20 protein-coding genes are annotated in these 18,230 nt (G+C 59.9%); 9 read left to right on the top strand and 11 right to left on the bottom strand.

Annotation, left to right across the window (positions count from 1 at the left end):
* Nucleotides 1-226 precede the first annotated feature (226 nt).
* Together FJ430_RS11145 and FJ430_RS11140 are read left to right on the top strand one after the other, a co-directional pair.
* Nucleotides 227-406, top strand: a complete 180-nt coding sequence (locus tag FJ430_RS11145; RefSeq protein WP_140648186.1) for a hypothetical protein — start codon at nucleotides 227-229, stop codon at nucleotides 404-406.
* Between the two features lie 95 nt (nucleotides 407-501).
* Nucleotides 502-780, top strand: a complete 279-nt coding sequence (locus FJ430_RS11140) for a TetR family transcriptional regulator C-terminal domain-containing protein (RefSeq protein ID WP_140708153.1) — start codon at nucleotides 502-504, stop codon at nucleotides 778-780.
* Between the two features lie 495 nt (nucleotides 781-1,275).
* Here FJ430_RS11140 and FJ430_RS11135 read toward each other — a convergent pair whose 3' ends face one another.
* The 5 genes from FJ430_RS11135 to betI all read right to left on the bottom strand — a co-directional run bounded on the left by FJ430_RS11135 (nucleotide 1,276) and on the right by betI (nucleotide 7,075).
* On the bottom strand, nucleotides 1,276-3,366 hold the full coding sequence (locus FJ430_RS11135; RefSeq protein ID WP_140708155.1) for an ABC transporter permease: 2,091 nt from the start codon (nucleotides 3,364-3,366) through the stop codon (nucleotides 1,276-1,278).
* Nucleotides 3,363-4,460 (bottom strand): ATP-binding cassette domain-containing protein, encoded by a 1,098-nt coding sequence (locus FJ430_RS11130; protein ID WP_140708157.1) that lies wholly within the window; start codon nucleotides 4,458-4,460, stop codon nucleotides 3,363-3,365. Before FJ430_RS11130 ends, FJ430_RS11135 begins: the two co-directional genes overlap by 4 nt.
* Before the next feature lie 80 nt (nucleotides 4,461-4,540).
* Complete coding sequence (locus tag FJ430_RS11125; protein WP_226892148.1) at nucleotides 4,541-5,476, bottom strand: ABC transporter substrate-binding protein; 936 nt, start codon at nucleotides 5,474-5,476, stop codon at nucleotides 4,541-4,543.
* 57 nt (nucleotides 5,477-5,533) lie between these two features.
* Complete coding sequence (locus FJ430_RS11120) at nucleotides 5,534-6,343, bottom strand: SDR family oxidoreductase (RefSeq protein WP_140708159.1); 810 nt, start codon at nucleotides 6,341-6,343, stop codon at nucleotides 5,534-5,536.
* 102 nt (nucleotides 6,344-6,445) lie between these two features.
* Nucleotides 6,446-7,075: a choline-responsive transcriptional repressor BetI gene (gene betI / locus FJ430_RS11115; protein ID WP_140708161.1), complete on the bottom strand. Its 630-nt coding sequence runs from the start codon at nucleotides 7,073-7,075 to the stop codon at nucleotides 6,446-6,448.
* Nucleotides 7,076-7,158: 83 nt separating this feature from the next.
* Between betI and FJ430_RS11110 the strand changes: the two genes are divergently transcribed.
* Nucleotides 7,159-8,232 (top strand): helix-turn-helix transcriptional regulator, encoded by a 1,074-nt coding sequence (locus tag FJ430_RS11110; RefSeq protein ID WP_226892147.1) that lies wholly within the window; start codon nucleotides 7,159-7,161, stop codon nucleotides 8,230-8,232.
* A 9-nt stretch (nucleotides 8,233-8,241) separates the two neighbouring features.
* Here the strand turns inward: FJ430_RS11110 and FJ430_RS11105 are convergent, their stop codons facing one another.
* On the bottom strand, nucleotides 8,242-9,636 hold the full coding sequence (locus tag FJ430_RS11105; protein WP_140708163.1) for a flavin-containing monooxygenase: 1,395 nt from the start codon (nucleotides 9,634-9,636) through the stop codon (nucleotides 8,242-8,244).
* 209 nt (nucleotides 9,637-9,845) lie between these two features.
* Here FJ430_RS11105 and FJ430_RS11100 point away from each other — a divergent pair, with 209 nt between their 5' ends.
* The 3 genes from FJ430_RS11100 (at nucleotide 9,846) to FJ430_RS11090 (ending at nucleotide 12,546) form a co-directional block, all read left to right on the top strand.
* A complete protein-coding gene (locus FJ430_RS11100) occupies nucleotides 9,846-10,622 on the top strand; it encodes an SDR family NAD(P)-dependent oxidoreductase (RefSeq protein ID WP_140708165.1) in 777 nt (258 codons plus the stop codon).
* 110 nt (nucleotides 10,623-10,732) lie between these two features.
* Entirely contained in the window at nucleotides 10,733-11,554 is an 822-nt protein-coding gene (locus FJ430_RS11095) for an SDR family oxidoreductase (RefSeq protein ID WP_226892146.1), read from the top strand.
* 107 nt (nucleotides 11,555-11,661) lie between these two features.
* Nucleotides 11,662-12,546, top strand: coding sequence for an SMP-30/gluconolactonase/LRE family protein (locus FJ430_RS11090; RefSeq protein ID WP_181175509.1), 885 nt, complete (start codon nucleotides 11,662-11,664; stop codon nucleotides 12,544-12,546).
* Nucleotides 12,547-13,424: 878 nt separating this feature from the next.
* On the opposite strand, the gene FJ430_RS11085 is transcribed toward FJ430_RS11090, so the two are convergent.
* Nucleotides 13,425-14,363, bottom strand: a complete 939-nt coding sequence (locus FJ430_RS11085) for a LysR family transcriptional regulator (RefSeq protein WP_140708169.1) — start codon at nucleotides 14,361-14,363, stop codon at nucleotides 13,425-13,427.
* A 618-nt stretch (nucleotides 14,364-14,981) separates the two neighbouring features.
* Here FJ430_RS11085 and tnpB point away from each other — a divergent pair.
* Nucleotides 14,982-15,152 (top strand): IS66 family insertion sequence element accessory protein TnpB, encoded by a 171-nt coding sequence (tnpB, locus tag FJ430_RS11080; protein WP_319023014.1) that lies wholly within the window; start codon nucleotides 14,982-14,984, stop codon nucleotides 15,150-15,152.
* A gap of 81 nt (nucleotides 15,153-15,233) precedes the next feature.
* A complete protein-coding gene (locus FJ430_RS11075) occupies nucleotides 15,234-15,443 on the top strand; it encodes a hypothetical protein (RefSeq protein ID WP_140708171.1) in 210 nt (69 codons plus the stop codon).
* Nucleotides 15,444-15,626: 183 nt separating this feature from the next.
* Here FJ430_RS11075 and FJ430_RS11070 read toward each other — a convergent pair whose 3' ends face one another.
* On the bottom strand, nucleotides 15,627-16,133 hold the full coding sequence (locus FJ430_RS11070) for an Hsp20/alpha crystallin family protein (RefSeq protein WP_140645537.1): 507 nt from the start codon (nucleotides 16,131-16,133) through the stop codon (nucleotides 15,627-15,629).
* A 96-nt stretch (nucleotides 16,134-16,229) separates the two neighbouring features.
* Nucleotides 16,230-16,709: an Hsp20 family protein gene (locus tag FJ430_RS11065; RefSeq protein WP_140645538.1), complete on the bottom strand. Its 480-nt coding sequence runs from the start codon at nucleotides 16,707-16,709 to the stop codon at nucleotides 16,230-16,232.
* A gap of 278 nt (nucleotides 16,710-16,987) precedes the next feature.
* Here FJ430_RS11065 and FJ430_RS11060 point away from each other — a divergent pair, with 278 nt between their 5' ends.
* On the top strand, nucleotides 16,988-17,371 hold the full coding sequence (locus FJ430_RS11060; RefSeq protein ID WP_226892145.1) for a DUF982 domain-containing protein: 384 nt from the start codon (nucleotides 16,988-16,990) through the stop codon (nucleotides 17,369-17,371).
* Here FJ430_RS11060 and FJ430_RS11055 read toward each other — a convergent pair.
* Nucleotides 17,355-17,633 carry an usg protein gene (locus FJ430_RS11055; RefSeq protein ID WP_140708173.1) on the bottom strand — a complete coding sequence of 93 codons (279 nt, stop codon included), beginning with the start codon at nucleotides 17,631-17,633 and terminating at the stop codon, nucleotides 17,355-17,357. The two genes, FJ430_RS11060 and FJ430_RS11055, sit on opposite strands and share 17 nt — an antisense overlap.
* An 18-nt stretch (nucleotides 17,634-17,651) precedes the next feature.
* Nucleotides 17,652-17,993, bottom strand: a complete 342-nt coding sequence (locus tag FJ430_RS11050) for a hypothetical protein (RefSeq protein WP_140708175.1) — start codon at nucleotides 17,991-17,993, stop codon at nucleotides 17,652-17,654.
* Nucleotides 17,994-18,230: the final 237 nt, after the last annotated feature.

Raw genomic sequence — 18,230 nt, 5'->3', positions numbered from 1 at the left:
ATGCACTTCAACGCGCCAGCCCTTCGGCTCGGCCGAGTATGTATCCGCATCTCGTCACCCCTTTCCGCTCTCGAAAGGGTCCAATGCAGGAAAGATGCCAGATCGTGGCCATTTCAACCTTGGGCCTCAACACCGTCCACGCCTTCGCGGGCTGAATATTAGCAACTGCTTGTATTTGTCCTACCGCAGGCAGATAATGCCATTCGGGACTTTGAGGGAGGTTCCGATGCGCTGGCCCCTTATCGTGATCGCGTTCATCACTGGCTTCATCCTCTGGGACCGCTTCGAAAACGACGGCACCTATACCGCCGACGTCGAGCGAAGTTTCCGTGAGGCATCCTTGGATATGCCGGGCGGGTGGAGGCCACCTACCATCACCATCAATCGCGATTTGCTAAAGCGATAGCCGAGGGGCCATCGTCTCGCTCCGGCCCCTTTTCATCACAGGAATGAAGCCGCAGCCACCCGCTTTAGATTGCTGCTGGCAACGTCGATCAGCGAATGTATATCGCCGGCCGGGCTCAATATTGGATTTCCTATTGCGCGCAGGCCACGTTCTCGGCTCGCTTTGCAAGACTGTTGAAGATCCAGAATTCGCGCATGCGAAGCAACCTGGTGCATGAATTGAGGCAGCTTCTGCCCAACGCCGAGGCTGAAAGGGCGGCGGAGGTGCTCAGCATGCTGATGGATGGCTTCTGGCTGCGAATGGCGGTGACCAAAACCGACCCCTCGCGAAAGGCCGCACTCGACATGCTTACAACCTTGTGGACAAGCTGGTAGGTCCGCATGGCAGCCGGAAGCCGGCCTCGTAGCCATGCAAGCACCGCAGCGCGCCAACCTTCGCCGGTGCGCCCGTGCCCGGACCGGTTGTGAAGATTGTCCCGATATGAGCCGCAAGGTCGTCACGCCTTTGCCAGCAGTCGATAACTGCCCGACCGTTGCTAAATTCCCGAGCCGGGTTGTCAACCCAGCCGTCCGCCACGCTCCACAAGCATTGCGATCGCCAGTGCGACCACCCCTTTTGTCGACGACAAACCTTGATCAGCGTGTCTTGCAGCCATGGGCGGCAACGGGGCCGGCATCAGTATGACCTCCCCAAAGATCCACAACCGTTTTGCCGCCGGCCACCACCGATCCGCCGCCGCCATGCTCGAGGCCTTGTTGCAAGCCTCCAGCGAATGCGTCGCGACCCTGGCAAAGCCTGGATCGCAGTCACCCTCAACGGTCGTGGCGCATGTCTTAATGACGTCGACCCACGAGGCTTTTGCCTAGCGGCTAATCCAGCGCAGCGCCGGCGGTTGAGACTGTCGCTCGCATAATGCGGTCCGAGATCATGGCGACAAGAGCGATCGACAGGCCTGCCACCAGACCCTGGCCGGGATCCGCTTTGCTCAACGCGATATAAACCTGCTGTCCCAGATCCTTGGTGCCGACGAGCGCCGCCACCGGCAGCATCGACAGCGCCCCCATGATCGTCTGGTTCACGCCGAGGACGACCACCGGCTTGGCGACCGGCAACTCAACATGGATCAAGCGCTGCCAAGCAGTGCAGCCAATCTGGCGCGATGTTTCGACAAGATCCGCCGGGACACTTCTCAGCCCGTACTCCACGTAGCGAATTGGCGGCACGATTGCGTACAATGCTATTGCAATCAGGCCGGTAAGCTCGCCGACCTGGAAAAACATCAGAGCGGGGATCAAAAATATGAACTGCGGCATGGTCTGGAGCGCGTCGCAGATGGGCTTCAAGACAGTCGAGAACCTGTCACTCTTGGCTGCGGCAACGCCGAGGAGCCCTCCCGTGAACATGCATATCAGCACGGCCAGGAGGCACAGATATAATGACTGCCCGAGCGGGCGGTAGAGACCGCTGCCGACAATGAAGCAAGTACCGAAAGCCGCGAGCGCGGCCAGGCGCGTACCACTGACCGACAACGCCAGGAATGTCACGACAACAATGAAGGCCGGCCAGGGAAACCCGTTGAAGCCGAGTAACAAAAAGGTCGCGGCTATCAACGTGCCGACCGCCATCTGCCATTGACCCCTGAACCATAGCCAGGCTGCCAGCGCTAGCGTCAGACCGCAATAGACGGCATTGATCTCAGGCGTCCAAGCAAAGCCCCAGGTGAAGGGCGTGACAGCGCCGACCAGACCGATGCGCAGTGGCAGCATGAAATGATAGAGGACAAAGACCTTCAATGCGTCGAGCGGCGCGGAAAAGTCGTGGACAAGCCCGATCACGAAGCGATTCAGGCCTGACGGGTCCATCACACCACGAGCCCGGTCGGCGAAGGCCATGGCCGATGGCGAGGCATGCAACAAGACAGCGATAAAAACAGGTAGCGCCAGGATCGCTAGAGTTCGCAGGATTTTGCGCCACGTCGTCGGCGCTTTGTTACGTTGCGGCTGGGCCATGCCGAAGGTAATACGGTCCACCACCATCGCCAAAACCGCAACGACGAGGCCTGACAGCAAGCTTTGACCGAATTCGGCCTTGCGCATGGCGTTCAGCACCTCCCAACCGACATCGTTGAAACCGCCAATGATGGCCGCCATGATGACCATGCTGAAGGCCGCCATCGTGGTCTGATTGACACCTGTCAGGATCTCTCGCTTTGCCGTCGGCAAAATGACATTCCAGAAGCGTTGCCAGCGCGTGCAGCCAGCCATGGTGCCGGCCTCGAGAAGAGAAAGGGGTACGCGCTCTAGCCCGAGCATCGTGCAATGGACCATGGGGGCCACCGCGTACACAAGGCAGGCGATCAAACCGACGATTGGCCCGAAACCGAACAGCAGCAGGAGCGGGATCAGGAATGCGAAGGCTGGCACCGTCTGCAGCAGATCCAGCACCACCATGGTGACGCTGCGGACAAAACGGGACGAGTGGGCCGCAATGCCGAGCAGGAAACCAAATCCGACGGCGAGCGGTACTGCCAGTACGACCAATGACAAGGTATTCATACCCTGTTCCCAATAGCCGGCCAGCACGACATAGCCCAGCGCTGCCGGCGTGAACAATGCCAACGGCCAGCCCCGGGCCAACCAGCCGAGCACTGCGAAGAAGAGGAGCATTGCCGGCCAAGGCATCCACTGTAGCGCTGCGCTGCAGGCATTCAAAGCCGCGCCTAAAATGGTGGCCAGCACCGCGCAGATCGGGGTTAGCAGGGGTATGATGAAGCCGAAGATCCCGGTGATGAGGGGAGCGACCGGCAACAACCAGGCACTGGGATAGTCTACGAGCCACGGCATCGCGGATCGCATTGCGACACAGATCGCAATGAAGGCCAGAACCGCGAGCCAGAACAATTGCCTGGATTTTATTGGCAGGCTTTCGTTCGGGGCAAACACTGCCTGTTGAGCGCTCACGCCGCTCCCCGCTTGATTGTGTCATTGGCCAATACTTTTGCGATGACCTCGGAATTCAAGAGACCTACCCGGCCCTCACCTTCCCGCGTGATCACAAACGTTCGGGCGCCGGCGATGCTTTGCGGAAGCAGGGCCTCGATCGGCACGGCGGCGTCGATCTCGTACGCGCCCTCATCGCCATTCCAGCCCTGTGGGATTGCTTCCATGACCGAGCCGGCGGTCACCACCTTGGTCAGCGAAACCTCCTCTGTAAAGCTCGCCACATAGGCATCCACCGGGTGAAGCATGATGTCGGCCGGCGTGCCGATCTGGATGATGCGGCCTTCGCGCATGATCGCGATGCGGTCGGCCAGACGAAACGCCTCCTGAATGTCATGGGTGATGAACACGATCGTCTTTTGGAGCAGGCGTTGCAGTCGCAGAAACTCGTCTTGCATCTGGCGCCGGATCAGGGGATCGAGCGCGGAGAAGGGTTCGTCGAGGAACCACAGCTCCGGATTGACGGCAAGCGAGCGTGCGATCCCCACGCGCTGCTGCTGTCCGCCGGAAAGCTCGTGTGGCATGCTGCGCTCGCGGCCCTGCAAGCCGACAAGCGAGATCATTTCACGGCCGGTCTCCAGGCGTTGGGAAAGTGGCATTCCCTGCATTCTGAGCGGGAATATCACATTGTCGAGCGCATTGAGACGCGGAAGCAAGCCAAAGGATTGGAATACCATTCCCATGACTTTGCGGCGCACGTCAACCAATCGACGCTCGGTGGCCAAGAGGAGGTTTTCCTGACCGAGCCATACCTCGCCGTGCGTTGGCTCAACGAGGCGCGACAGGCACCGCACGAGCGTCGACTTGCCCGAGCCTGAAAGACCCATGACAACGAAGATCTCCCCTTGCCGGACGTCAAAGCTGACATCTGCCAGGGCCAGGAAATTGCCGGCAGATTCTAGCCTTCGCCTGAGCGACGCAGGAGACTCGGTCGAGGATAGGGCCATGGCCAGGGCCTTCGCCGGCCGAGGTCCGTAGATCTTCCAGAGACTTCTGGACCTGAGCTTGGCGGGTGCCCTCGGCGCGGCGCTTGATCCATCCACAGGATTGGTCATGTCCAACTTTTCTTCAGCTGGTTCCAGAAGGGCGGCGAGCCGGACTTGGCGCCACCGCTCGCGATTGATCCGGGCTCAATTCAGTTCTGAGCCGCCTTCAGCCAGGACTGCCAGTCGCTCTGGTGTTCCTCGATCCAGCCATCGACGGCCTGATCGAGGTTCTTGCCTTGCTTGTCCACGGCATAAATCATCTTTTGCTGGTCATCGGCATGGATCTGCAGCGATTTCATCAGCTCATAGCCGGCTGGCCATTTTCCGCGAAACCCAGCCCACGCAACCTTGATCACCGGCGGCGCAACGATGCACTGGGCCAGGTTGTTCGGGTCGCAGGGCGGCATTTTGAGCCATTCCACCGGCACTTCGGCCAACACCCAATGCGGCGCCCAGAAACGCATGAGTAAGGGTTTGTGGGCCGCAACCGCTGCCTGTAGCTCGGCAACCAGCGCCCCCTCGGAACCGGCGGGCACCGGCGTAAACGGAATTTCGGCGTTCTTCAGCTCAGGCCCGCTGACCGATCCCCAATCGGCCGGGTAGTCGAGAAGCCGCCCGTTCGGAAATGTTTCCGGCGTTGCAAGCGCCTGCACGCAGGCGGGCTCTTTTAGCGCCGTCCACTCGGGCAATTTCGGACAGACGGTCTTGGTGTCGGCTGTGAACAGCCACCCATCCTTGGTTTCAAGACCGAGCTCGCCGATTTCTTCGAGCTTTCCCTCCGCCTTGGCCTTCGGGTAGACATCACCCAAGTTGCTCGGCCAAACCTCTGGTGACACAGAGAGGCTGCCACTTGCGATACCGGTGAACTGAGGCAACGTGCCGGCAGTGATATATTCCACCTTGTATCCAAGCTTTTCCAGCAACTTGCCGGTGATGTGCGCGGACAGGTTCTGGCCGGTCCATTCGTTGATAGCGATCTTAATCGATGTACTCGTCTCGCCCAAGGGCTTCGCCATCGCCGTCGGAGCGATCGCGAGACCTGCGGCAAGTGGCACTGTCCAAAGTGCAATTTTACGACCTATCATGATTTCTTTCTCCCATTGTCTTTCGTTCTTGTCATCAAACTCGGGGTCCCGGAGGGCTTAAGCCCCAAGTTGGCGCGGCGGAGCGCTGATAGGTGCAAATATCCCGGCAAGCATCCCACCATCGACAGGCAGCTCAGCCCCCGTCACGAGCCGAGCAGCGTCAGACGCGAGGAACAAGACCGCCTCCGCGATGTCCAATGGCACCGGCAGCTTGCGCATCGGCACCACTCCACTCAACCCGGCCACTACCGCTTCGCGGCCGCCGACCACATGTGCGAAGCTTGCAAGCATTTCTGAATCGACATAGGTGGGATGAACCGAGTTGCAGCGCACAGCCAATGAGTTGGCAGCGCAATAGAGCGCAACGCCCTTGGTCAACATCCTCACCGCGCCCTTGCTGGCGGCGTAGGCAACCGCGTCATCAGAAGCAATGTTGCCGTAGATCGAGGCGATGTTGACGATCGATCCGGAGTTGCTCTTTTCCTTCATCGCCGCCACGGCGGCACGGCAGCCCAGGAAAGTCCCGGTGGCGTTGATATCCATCGTGCGTTGCCATTCAGCGAGCGAGTAGCTGATGAAATCGCCGTCACTCCAGATCCCGGCGGAATTGACCAACACATCGAGCCTGCCGGCCCGCTCCAGAACCGCGTCGACCGCGCTTGACCAGGAATTCTCCTTGGTCACGTCGAGCTCGACGTAAGACGCAGACGCCCCGATCTCGGCAGCTGCGGCCTCGCCGCGCCGGCGATCGATATCGCCAAGGAACACGGTGGATCCCTCACGTGCAAAAAGCCGGGCCGTCTCCCTGCCGATCCCCGACGCCGCCCCAGTGATCAGGGTTACTTTGTCAGCGAGCCGCGCGGCCATGGAATTGCTCCTTCACGTTCAGGTCTGTCAGAGCCTATGCAGCCATCCGTTGTCCAACAATGGTGCCAACGGTCACCATCCGCGACGCCATGCGCTATCCCCTCAACCCGGCCGGTGGCCGGGATCGGTGCGCGACAGATGCTCCTCCCAGCTTATGTGAGGGATGCGGTGAGCCAGATAGTCGCTCAGCTGCTCCAGCGCTTCGAGTGCAGAAATTTTTGCCGGCCGCAGTCCGAGCCTGAGCCACAGCCCGTCGATGATTGTGGTTATTCCAAGCGCCACGGCCTCGCATTGATCGGCTGGGACCAGCCCAGACAAGGCGCTCATCAAATTCGAATGCATACGAGCGTGGACGACGCGCTGAATGCGCGCCAGCTGCGGCTCGCGCGGCACTTCGGAACAGAGTGCAAGCCAGGCATGGCAAATTCCCGGCGTAAAAAACGCTGTACTGAAATTGCCGGCGATGATCGCCCACAGGCGCTCGTCCGGGCTACGCGCCAAACGCATCAGCCGAATGACCTCGTCACGCAGCAACGAGTTCGAATGGCGCATCGTGTGCTCGAAAAGCTCCTGCTTGGTTTTGAAGTAGTGATGGACGATGCCTTTCGAGGCGCCCGCCTTCTGGGCGACTTTCTCGATTGTAGCGCCCGCCATGCCCTCGCTTTGCAGAACCTCAAAGGCTGCATGGCGCAGCTCGCGGCGTCGGATGTCACTGATTTTTGTCAGGCTCATGAGTTCACATTGACATATTTGTCCAAAAGGATCAACAATTGGCCAGATGACCAATTTTTGGGCCAAAAGGCCAAGGAGGAGAAATGAACGTCCATTCTCCGGTTAGAAACTACGTTCCGAACCCCGGCCAGATCCGGTCTGAAGTTCGAAACGGCATGGCGGGACTGGGATTTTCCACTGCGATAGGACGCGCGAGCGCCGCGATTGGCGATGATGTCTTCTATGACAGATTGCTCGAGGTGATTGCCTCCTTGGTCGAGGCCGACGCGTTTTCTTTGGTGCGGTATTCAAGTTCCGGAGCGCCGGACCTCATCATTCCACGCGAAATCCGCAGCGAGGTTGCCGCGCCCTACGCATCTGGTCTGTATACGCTCGACCCGTTTCACGATTATTGGCGAAGCGTTGGCTCGCCGGCGGTCTGTTCGTTGCGCCGTCTGGCGCCCGCCGAAATGTGGAAAAGCCGGTATGCCCTTGAGTTCCTGCGCGCGGCCAGCATCAGTGACGAGATTGCCGTGTTCTTGCCGCCGATCGGCGGCGCCAGTCCGACGCTCGTGGTCGATCGCGCCGTCGGCGAATTCGGCGCCGCGGAGCTTGCAACGATCGAGAATGCATTTCCCTTGCTGGCCGGTCTGCACGATGCCCACTTGAAAGCCATCATCAGTCATGGCCTGGCAGCAGATGCCACCGAAAAGCCCCTGCGCCTCCTTGACCGGCGCGGCGACGAACTCGCCGCAAACAGCGCGTGGCGCAGGCTGGTCGCCGATCCAAGGGGCGGGCTGGTGGAGGCATTGGTTGAGCTCGCCAGCACCGGCAACACCAAGGCATTGCTTCCTGATGGCCGGCTCGTCGTCCGATCGGCCCTGGGCGCGGATTTCGGTGCAGCACCTGGTGGCCAATGCGACCAAGTCGAGGTATCTGCCATGCACGCACCGCGTGCCGATCCAAATGACTGGCTATCCATTCTTACCAACCGCGAACGCCAAATCGTCGAGTTGACGCTCGAAGGCCATCCGATCGCCAGCATCGCGGATCGCCTGGGCGTCAAGCGTGGAACCGTCAAAAACCACCGGCTTCGCCTTTATCAGAAGCTCGATATCACCACCGAACGCGAGCTCTTTCTCACCTACGTCCAGCACCTGCGGGTGACAGGCGCCTAACGGCGTTCCTCACTCGGCTGCGGCCCGAAACTCCACATCGGCGACCCTGGGAACCGGCAGCCGGGTGCGCCCGAAGCCAAGAGAACGGGCGCGCTTGCGTCCGCGCTTGAGTTCGCCCTCGAGCTCCGAGAAATAGATGTCCTGGTCGAGCTGCATCGTATGGCGCGCCGACGCGTAATAGCGGCTCATGTGCTTCTTTTCATCGGCGACAATGGTGCGCTTCTGCTCTTCCACGTCGGGCAGTGCATAGTCGCCAGCAAGATATGTCGCTATCCACTTTGCCTGCCGATCTGCAAGCGCAAAGAGCGTGATGCTCGGTTGCGCCAGAGCGATAAAGAACAGGTTTGGTATTCCGGGTTTAAGCACGCGCTTGAACAACGGCAGGCGATTGCCCGGCGCCGAGATCAAGGACGGGTCGAAGAAGGGAAAAGAGACCTTGTAGCCGGTAGCCCAGACGATGATGTCGATCTTCTCACGGCGTCCATCTTCGAAGACGACGCTGTCACCGTCGAGCTCTCTGATGCCGGGCCGAATTTCGATATCGCCCGAGGCAACCAACGTTGGAAATGTGTCCGACACCGAAACGTGCGCTTCGAACACGCGGTGGTCAGGCTTAGGCAACCCGAAATCTTCCATGTGACCGACCGCGAAATGGAAGATCCGACGGCCAACCCAGCGCTGGAGCGACAGCGGCAGCCAAGGATAGAGCTTGCCTTTGTCGGCAGGCTTGCCGAGCAGGAAACGCGGAAAGATATGCGCGCCGCGCCGGGTGCTCACAAAGAGCTTGTTGGTGATATGGCGTGGGCAAAGTTCGTTGGCGATATCCATCGCCGAATTGCCCATGCCAACGACCAGGACGTTCTTGCCCGTGAAATCCACCGGCGTGAACGGGTCGCGATAGCCATGCGAGTGAAGCTGCATGCCCTCGAACTTGCCTGGATAGGCGGGCTCGGGCAGACGCGGATCCCAATGATGTCCGTTGCACACGAACAATGCGTCGTAGGAGCGCGTCTCGCCGTCGCCCAAACGAATCTGCCAGGTCCCATTGGCATCACGATCAGCCTTCTTGACCTCGGTACTGAGTTTGACCTTAGCGGTCAGACCGAAATGGTCCATGTACGACTTCAGGTAGGCCAGCACCTGCGTGTGGTGCAGATAGTGCGGAGTATCTGCGGGCATCGGGAAGTCCGCCAGCTCCAGCTGCAGCTTGGAGGTATCGATGTGCAGCGATCGGTATGCCGCCGACTTCCCATTCGGATTTTCGAATGCCCACTGACCGCCAACCCGATCGCTCATCTCGTACCAGTCGAAGGGAATGCCGCGTTGCGTGAGTGCCTTGGCAGTGACAATTCCGCTGCAGCCTGCTCCGATAATGCAGCATTTGGGAAGGGTATCTGGCTTCATGGCAATGGCTCCCGCGAGACAAATCGTGATCTTGGCAGGACCCTAATTCACGCTTTGAGACCTCAACAATGGTGCCGACGGTCACCATCTCGGACGCGGGTCGGCGAGATGATGCTATCAATAGTGACCTTCGGCACCATTGTTGCGGCAGCGCGCGGTGAAATAGCCTCACCGTTAGCCAAAATCGCCTTTTTCGCCGGAGCCATCACATGACATTCGCCAACCCCTCGCAGGAGAGTTCTTCTGCCCCGTTTCAGGTGCCGCAGCTGCTTGCCGGCCGACGCGCCGTTGTGACGGGCGCGGCCCGCGGAATTGGCAAGGCCATCGCAGACGCATTCGACCAGGCCGGCGCCGCAGTCGTGCGCCTCGACATCAACGCGTCCGAAACGGTTCGGGGCTGTGATATTGCCGACGAAGAGTCCGTAAAACGAATTTTGGCGGAAATCGCTGCTGAAGGTCCCATTGACGACATCGTTCACGCTGCGGCGATCGGTGTTGTCGCCCCGTTGGCCGACATGCAGGTCGCAGACTTTCGCCGTGTACTGGATGTCAACGTGATAGGGGCGTTCCTGGTCGCTCGAGAGGGATCACGGCATCTGCATCGCGGGGGCAACCTCGTCCTCATCGCGTCGCAGTATGGGCTGAAGGGATGGCCTTTGTGGGGTGCTTACTGCGCTTCCAAGGCTGGTGTCCTGCGACTGGCAGATGCGCTGGTGGGAGAACTCGCACCACGGGGCATACGCGTCAACACCATCTCGCCTGGCAGCGTCGACACGGAGATGGTGGCGGCGACGACCGCCAACATTGCGCGGCAGACTGGCAGCGATGCCGCAATCATCCGCGCCAGCTATGAAGCGGCGATCCCGATGGGGCGCTTCGCGCAACCGCAAGAGATCGCCTATGTCGCCGTGGCGCTCTGCTCGGGCCTCTGCTCGTATGTGAATGGGTCCAACATCGTGGTGGACGGCGGCGAGCTTTCTCGCTGATTGGCGGGGCACCAAGTCTCGGCCTGCGTCGTTCGGTGCGCTGCCGTTGCCGTCAATCGCCGCCTTCGTCGGGGGCTGGTGCCTACACTAAAAATAGTGCCGAAGCGTAAATGACGCGCGCAGCGGCGCCGCGTCATATCCGGGACAACAAGGAGGATAAAATGATCCAACGCGTGATGATCACTGCGGGAGGTTCGGGCATCGGGTGGGCTATCGCCCAGGCCTTCGCTGACAGTGGCGCCAAGGTCCATGTCTGTGATGTCGATGAGCGGGCATTGCACAATGTGACAAAGACCCATCCGCAGGTCTCGGGTAAGAAAGTGGATTTGAGCGACGAGAAGGCCATCAACGCCTGGTTTGATGACGCACTCGGTGATCTCGGCGGTCTTGATGTCCTCATCAACAACGCCGGCACCAAGGGTCCTACCGGCTATGTCGAGGAGCTCAAACTGAACGACTGGCGTGACTGTCTCAGTGTGTGCCTTGACGCGCAATTCCTGTGTGCCAGGCGCGCCGCGCCTCTGATGAAGAGCCAGTCCTCCGGCAGCATCATCAACATCTCTTCAACGGCCGGTCTGTACGGCTATGGGTTGAGGACGCCTTATGCCGCCGCCAAATGGGCAGTGATCGGGCTCACGAAATCTCTGGCTGTCGAACTCGGGCCATACGGTGTGCGCGCCAACGCGATTTGCCCTGGATCCGTCGATGGCGCCCGCATGCAGCAAGTTATCAAGGCCGAGGCGGAGAGCCGCGGGGTCGCAATCGATGTCCTCCAGAAGGAATATGTCCAATCCCAGTCGATCAAGCGCTTCGTGAACCCGGAGGAAATCGCCGACATGTGCGTGTTCCTGGCTTCGCCGGCCGCGAAAATGGTGACGGGTCAGGCAATAGCGGTCGACGGCCACACGGAGACTTTCCACATTGGCAGCTGAGCCTCGAGGTTCGACTTTCACGGGGCTTCTGAGAGGTCGACGCAACACGGGCCGCCGTCGCGTTCGGATGCTCAGTGATGCGCCCCAAACCGGCAAGGATCGGAAACATGCCAGCAGACATCGCGGAATGGAAAATCTTCGCCCCAACACGCGATCGGCTGGGCGAGAGCATCCTGTGGCACCCGGCAGAGCAGGCACTCTATTGGATAGACTTCTATGGCCCAACCGTGCACCGGCAACGACAAGGCAGTGGCGCCCGCGACAGCTGGAAAATGGATTTCGCCGAGACTATCGGGTCGCTCGTCCTTACCGAAAAGGGCCTGCTTCTCGCGGTGGATCATGGGCTGCACCTTCTCGACACAGCCACTGGGAAAACCCGGGTTTTCGCAAATCCCAAGCAAGGACAAATGAACCTCGTCTACAATGACGCCAAGGTCGACCGTGCCGGGCGCTATTGGGTGGGAACCTATGATGTGTCGGAGCGGGAGCCAAACGCGCTCTTCTATCGCATGGTCCCCGGCACAGGCTGGGTGGTCGGCGACCGGGGCTTCGTGATCTGCAATGGCCCGACTTTCTCGCCCGACAACCGCAAGCTCTATTTCAGCGATACCGTGGGCCGCCGCATCTTGTCTTACAATCTCGGCAATGACGGATCGATCTCGGGTCGTCGCGTGTTCTTCACCTTTGCCAACAATGATGGAATGCCTGACGGCCTTGCCGTTGATAGTGCGGGCAATGTGTGGTGCGCACTTTATGGCGGCAGCAAGGTTGTCTGTATCGACCCAAAAGGCACGCTTCGACGGTCGCTCTATCTGCCTGCCACATTCGTGACCAGCCTGTGTTTTGCAGGACCAGAACTCAAGACATTGTACGTGACGACCGGCTGGGACGGCAGCACGACCGAGGCGACCAAGGCGAACGACGTCGGAGGCGCGGTATTCATGCGGCGGGTCGATATCGCAGGGTTGCCTGAACCCATCATGGCCCTGTGAGCTGGTGGCCGTTCGGGCCGTCAGACAACCTGCTTGTGACTGCTCCGGGAAAATGGCATTTGCGATCCCAGTAGCCGGAATTGAGGCGCAAAGCTGCCGCTCACATTTGGATACCTGCTGACGCGTACCATGAGGAGGCAAACGCGCCAGGAAGTCGATGCCTAAAAATCGAATTCAGTATCCCCCTTTGTCCATAAGCCCCGCAATTCGGGCTGAGGCGCGACCCAGAAAGTTCGAAAAGCTTCCAAGAACCCCAGTGGATTGCGAGTTGTAGAAAATTTGCCGACCGCTTTGGGGCCGTCTTCTGCCAGTCAGGATTTGGAGCGACAATGCGAAGCGGACCTTCGAATTGCCTGCCCGCCGGAGTCCAAGCCGGCCAAAGTCTTCATGGCGGTGCCCCCCACGGCATTAGGCTTCGGGAGACAGGGGGTAGGAAGCGAATTGTTCTGCAGTCCCGCGCGGACTCTATCGCGCTACGCGACTTGCTGTCTGGCTAGAACCTGCATCCGACGCTCGACCGCTATCTCGCGACCCATAAACGATCCCGAGCACAAGCACAAAATATCCGACTTGCAGAAGCACCAACGTGAGAATGGCCCAGACGGCCGCGATCCATAGGGAGCCTGTCGCGCCATATGCCCGCGCCGCTAAGGCGCCCGACGTCACCACCATTCCCGTGAGAAACTGAGGAAAATACATGCCACCCAATTCCCTGCCATCATCCCCTCGCGGGCCGTATTTCATTATTTTAGCATGTACGCAAGTGCGTCGTATTGACGTGCCAACTGCCTCAGGAGCGCAGGAAGAACGGACATTCAAAACCGCCGCCTAGGGCCAGAAGGCGACATATTGCGCCGCAACGGCAACGGAGGCCAACTCTATTTCACGCTGGCCGCAGCCTGTCGTCCGTGGCGTTTCGGCTGCGGCGACGACATCGTGCCGAGATTGTTCCGGCCGTCACGTCGCGGCTTCAAACCGTCGAACAGCTCCCGCTGGCTCACCATTTCCGCCAGCATGTGTTCGCGAAACAGTCGCACACGCTTGGTGCGTCGGAGATTGGGATGGTAGAGCAGCCAGAGGCCGACATCATGATGCGGCTCCGGGGCGAGATAACGGAGCAGTCGGGCGTCATTGTCGCCCATGAAGCACGGCAGATAGGCGAGGCCCATTCCCTCGCGCAGCGCCGCGAGAGTCAACAAAGTATCGTCGACAAAAAAGCTGTAGTCGCGGTTGGGGCACGCGGCATTTGTCAACGACTGGTGGAAGGCGCAGCATTCCACGCCCAGCCATTTCCGCGTCGCGCCGGAGCGCAATGAGACTACATAGTTGCGCTCGCCATAGACGGCAGAGGCAACCTTGCCGAGCAACGTGCCGACCAGTGTCTCTTGCGGCGTGTTGGTCTGGCGGATCGCAACATCGGCCTGACGCTCGGCCAGGCTGACATACTTGTTCGAGACCTGCACGTGCAGCTCGATTTCTGGATATTTTGCGCTGAAGCGCGCGAATATCGGCATCAGCACCGACGAGGCCATGTTGTTGATCGCAGCGACGCGGAGTACGCCTGTTGGACGATCTTCTTCGCCGCCGAGCGCGCCTTCGACCTCCAGCACCTCGACTTCCATTTTGACGGCAGCGAGCTTCAGCTCCTCGCCCGCGCTGGTGAGCTCGTAGCCCGACGCCTTGCGCTCGATCAGGCGCGTGCCGAGCTGCTGTTCCAGCGCCTTGATGCGGCGCGAGACCGTCGAATGCTGCACGTCGATCCGTTTTGCCGCGCCGCTGATCGATTTATTGCGCGCGACAGCGAGGAAGACCCTCAAAACTTCGGGTAGTGTCTCAGTTTGAAATTTTGACGTTGGTTAAAATTGTCGGGACCGTTGCGCGGTCGCCGCATTAACCGGGGAAGCGGTCGCTCCTTTCAGGGGTGTAGCCGCTTACGAAATCGCAGGAAGCCCGCCGCTCGACTGGGTAGCGGCGGGCTTTTCGTTCCCTGGACGTCCTGCAATCGTTCTTCCGTAGCGTCATCTAATCGACCTGCGGTTGTTAGGAGTTGTCCGCAGCGCGCTTCTTATATGGACCGCGTGCCCGGCTTCGGCGCAACGGCGTCCATTTTCTCGCAAAGGTCTTCCATCGACCACAAAAGTGAACGTGCTTGCTATTTTCCCGAGTGTTTCGCTGCTGCCTTCTTAACGATCTCGGCGCCGCTCTGGCGTCATGTTCTCGGCGCGCTTCTTTCCGCCCTTGGCACCTAGCGCCTTGGCAGCGGGGTCTTTATGATGGGCGGCGCGTGTTTGCGCCGACTGGCAGCACTGCGGCCGCGGTGAAGCGGCAGCTGGCAGCCACGGAGAAGGCGTTATGATCGTCGTTCCGGCCGGCGTGAAAGTGCATCTGGCTTTGGGTCACACCGACATGCGCAAAGGCTCGATGGGCTCGCGACGCTGATCCAGGAACATCTGAAGAAGGAGCCGTTCTCGAGGCATCTGTTCGTGTTCCGCGGCAAGAATGCCTGGCTGCTGAAGATCCTGTTCTGGGATGTCACCGGTCTTTGTCTGTTCACCAAGCGCATGAACCACGGACAGTTCATGTGGCCGAGCCTGGCGGCTCGGTGACGCTGTCGCCGGCACAGCTGTCGGGTTGGCCGAACGTCTGCAATGTTTGGGAGTAGAGGCTGGGCATCCGGGAGAAGTCTAATGCCGGCACTCACCCTGGCAGTCGAGATTGCGGATGCGGTAGCAGCAGCAAAAAAGCGGCGGCGAGCTTCCTTTGATGTGAAATCCAAGGCAGAAGAACTGGCGAGGACTCACTCCAACGCGGGGGCCAGCGTCGGTGATGTCACAGATACTCTCGAAGAGGAGAGCTTGGCCGCTGGCATCATACCGATATCTGAGCCGGGCCATTAGGCCGCGCTCAATCGAGCAGCATGCGTTCCTCTTTAGCGGCAGCCTCGATCGTTCTCGACGGCGCCCGCGTGTTTCGTTCGGGCTTTGCCGGAATGCGGCTCGTCGCTGAGAGGCATTTCTCTTCCTGGTAGAGCAGGTGTGGCGCGGGAGGCCCGGCCTGTCGGCGACCTTCCGCGCCACATGTCAGCTCTTGATTTCGATGCGCTTTGCCTGTGATTGCGCTTTCGCGGTCTTCGGCAGCCTCACCGTCAACACACCGTTTTTGAAGCGGGCGTCGACCTCGCCCTCCTCGACTTCGTAACCGAGGGGGATGCGCCGCTCGAAGCGGCCGTAGTAGCGCTCCGAGAACTGCCGGTCCCTGTCCTCCGTTTCGGAGCGCTTCTCGCCCTTCAGCGTCAGCACGCTGTCATCGAGCAGCACTTCGATGTCCCTTTCCTCCAGACCGGGAACCTCGGCCGTCACCTTGATCTCCTTCTCGCCGTCGGAAATCTCGACGCTCGGCCAGCCGCTGCCGAATGAAGATAGCGTACCGAAGGCCGGTAGCGCAGGGCCGAAGCCACGGAAAGCGTCGTCGAACAGGCGGTTCACCTCGCGATGCAACGAGAGAAAGGGGTCGCGCTCGTCATCGCGAAACAAGCTCGGAAGCCGGCTATTTTCCCGTCTCCAAGGGATCAGATCACGTACACTCATTGTTGTTCTCCTTTCTGTTGATTGGATTTGACCAATCGTTTCGCGACGGCACCGGGCGAGGCCCGATGCCGCGCGCGCCAGACCATCAGCGAGCTCTCAGGCGACCTGCCTCTCAGCTTCGATCTTCCGGTTCGCCGCGACCTTCGGCATCGTCTTGTCGGATGCGATTTCGATCCTGCGCGGCTTCATCTCTTCGGGAATCTCGCGCTTGAGATCGATCGTCAGCAAACCATTGACGAGACCGGCGCCGACAACCTTGACGTGATCGGCCAGTTCAAAACGGCGTTGGAAGGCTCGGCCGGCAATGCCGCGATGCAGGTAATGGCTGTTGTCCTCGCCGACCTTCTGGCCCGACACCATGAGCATGTTCTGCTCCTGCGTGACGGTCAGTTCGTCTTGGCTGAATCCGGCGACCGCCATGGTGATGCGGTAGTCGTCCTCATCGGTCTTGGCGATGTCATAGGGCGGCCAGTTGTCGATCGGCTCGCCTCTGCTCGCAGCCTCGAGCGCGTTCAGCATGCGGTCGAAGCCGATGCTCGACCTGAACAGAGGGGTAAAGTCGAATGTCGTTCTCATAGCTACATCCTCCATTGAGCAATATAGATACGAGGAGCGCCAAGGATGCGGCGCTCCTTGACCTTCGCTGGCCCTTTCAGGCGCCAGCAAAATCGATCTGGGAATTCAATTCCACCGCGTCAAGAGGCAGAGCGGCAATCATCATGGCGCCCGAAGGCATCGCCGGGCCAATCGGGCTGCTGGCTGCCGATGGGGAGGTTCAACGGTTTTGACGCCGGCCATGCGGCAACCTTGACACGGCATGGGCGGCCAACCATCTCGACAAGGGGCGTTCGCCGATGGCGCCGCCCGATTGCTTGCTCGCAAAAAGACTGGAACAACAAACGGAGGAAGTGGTGAACGACGTTGGGTTTCCCGAACCGGTCAAGCTCGAATTTCCCGCCACTTCGCGCAAGGTCGCCAGCAGCTTCGAGGCATTGGAATGCCTGGATCAGCAATGGCCTGAATGGGCGCAGGGACGCAGCTGGCGCGCCGCAGAGCGGGCCTGCCGCGACGCGCTGGATGGTTGGCGCAGCGGCCGTGAGGCTTATAACGCTTTCAAGAAAGCGGCGAAACGGGCCGGCCTGATACCGGCAGATGGCCATTACGCGCTCCGCAAATGCCGTCCGATGAGGACGACCGGAGGCTTGCGATCTGACGCCACGCTCAGTGGATGGCAATGATCCCGTCGACGGCGCGCAATTCCGAAGGTTGGATGAGGCGATGGTGGGCGACTCGCACGGAATGCAGCGCGCCCACCAGTTCACGCTCCCAATAGCCCAGGAATTCTTGCAGCTCCGGAAACTCCGGCGCCAGGTCATATTCTTGCCAGACGTAGAGCTGCAGCAGGCTCGGGTGATCGGGAAAATGGTAATGGATCTCGGCGGTGGTCAGCCCGTAGCCAACCATCTGCAGTCGGAACTCCCTGCTGACCGCGTTGACCATATGCTTCTCCTTACGATTTCATGCGTCCAGTCGGTCAAACATGTGCCGATGATCGGTTGCCGGATATGGCGTCGCAGCCTCGACATCGAGTTTGCACAAAGCATCCATGATCTGGTCCAACGTTACCGGCCGCTCGGTACCCGGCGGCTGACGCAGCGCTGGCATGGATCCCACAGCGCAGGCATCCGAAGCCCAGGACGACAGAATCGCCCGCTTTTCCTGACGATCGAGCGTCTCGTCCTTCAAGACCTCGTCAGGATGCTTGAAATGCCTGGCCGGCGCCAGCAGGCGATCGAGCGAATAGTCGGATGTTTCGGGGGCAAGAGAGGAAATTATCGGCGAAAACGTCTGGTGGTTCATCGATGTCCTCCGTCTGCAAAAACTCCTCGAATAGCGTTCGTGTTCCAGGCTGCCGTCCCATGGGCAGCAGCAGCGATAATTTTGTCTGCGAGTCGCGAAAATTCAAGCTGCAAAGTCTCCCGTTCGAACGAAATAGCTGCACGATAACAGTCCGTTGGCACTCTCATATGCCGAGTGCTAATTTTTTTGCATCGGCCCCTTGAAACCCGAAAATCCCAAAACTAGCTCGATATGCGC

Source organism: Mesorhizobium sp. B2-8-5 (assembly GCF_006440675.2).
Taxonomy (GTDB): domain Bacteria; phylum Pseudomonadota; class Alphaproteobacteria; order Rhizobiales; family Rhizobiaceae; genus Mesorhizobium.
This window is presented reverse-complemented; position numbering and strand designations above follow the sequence as displayed.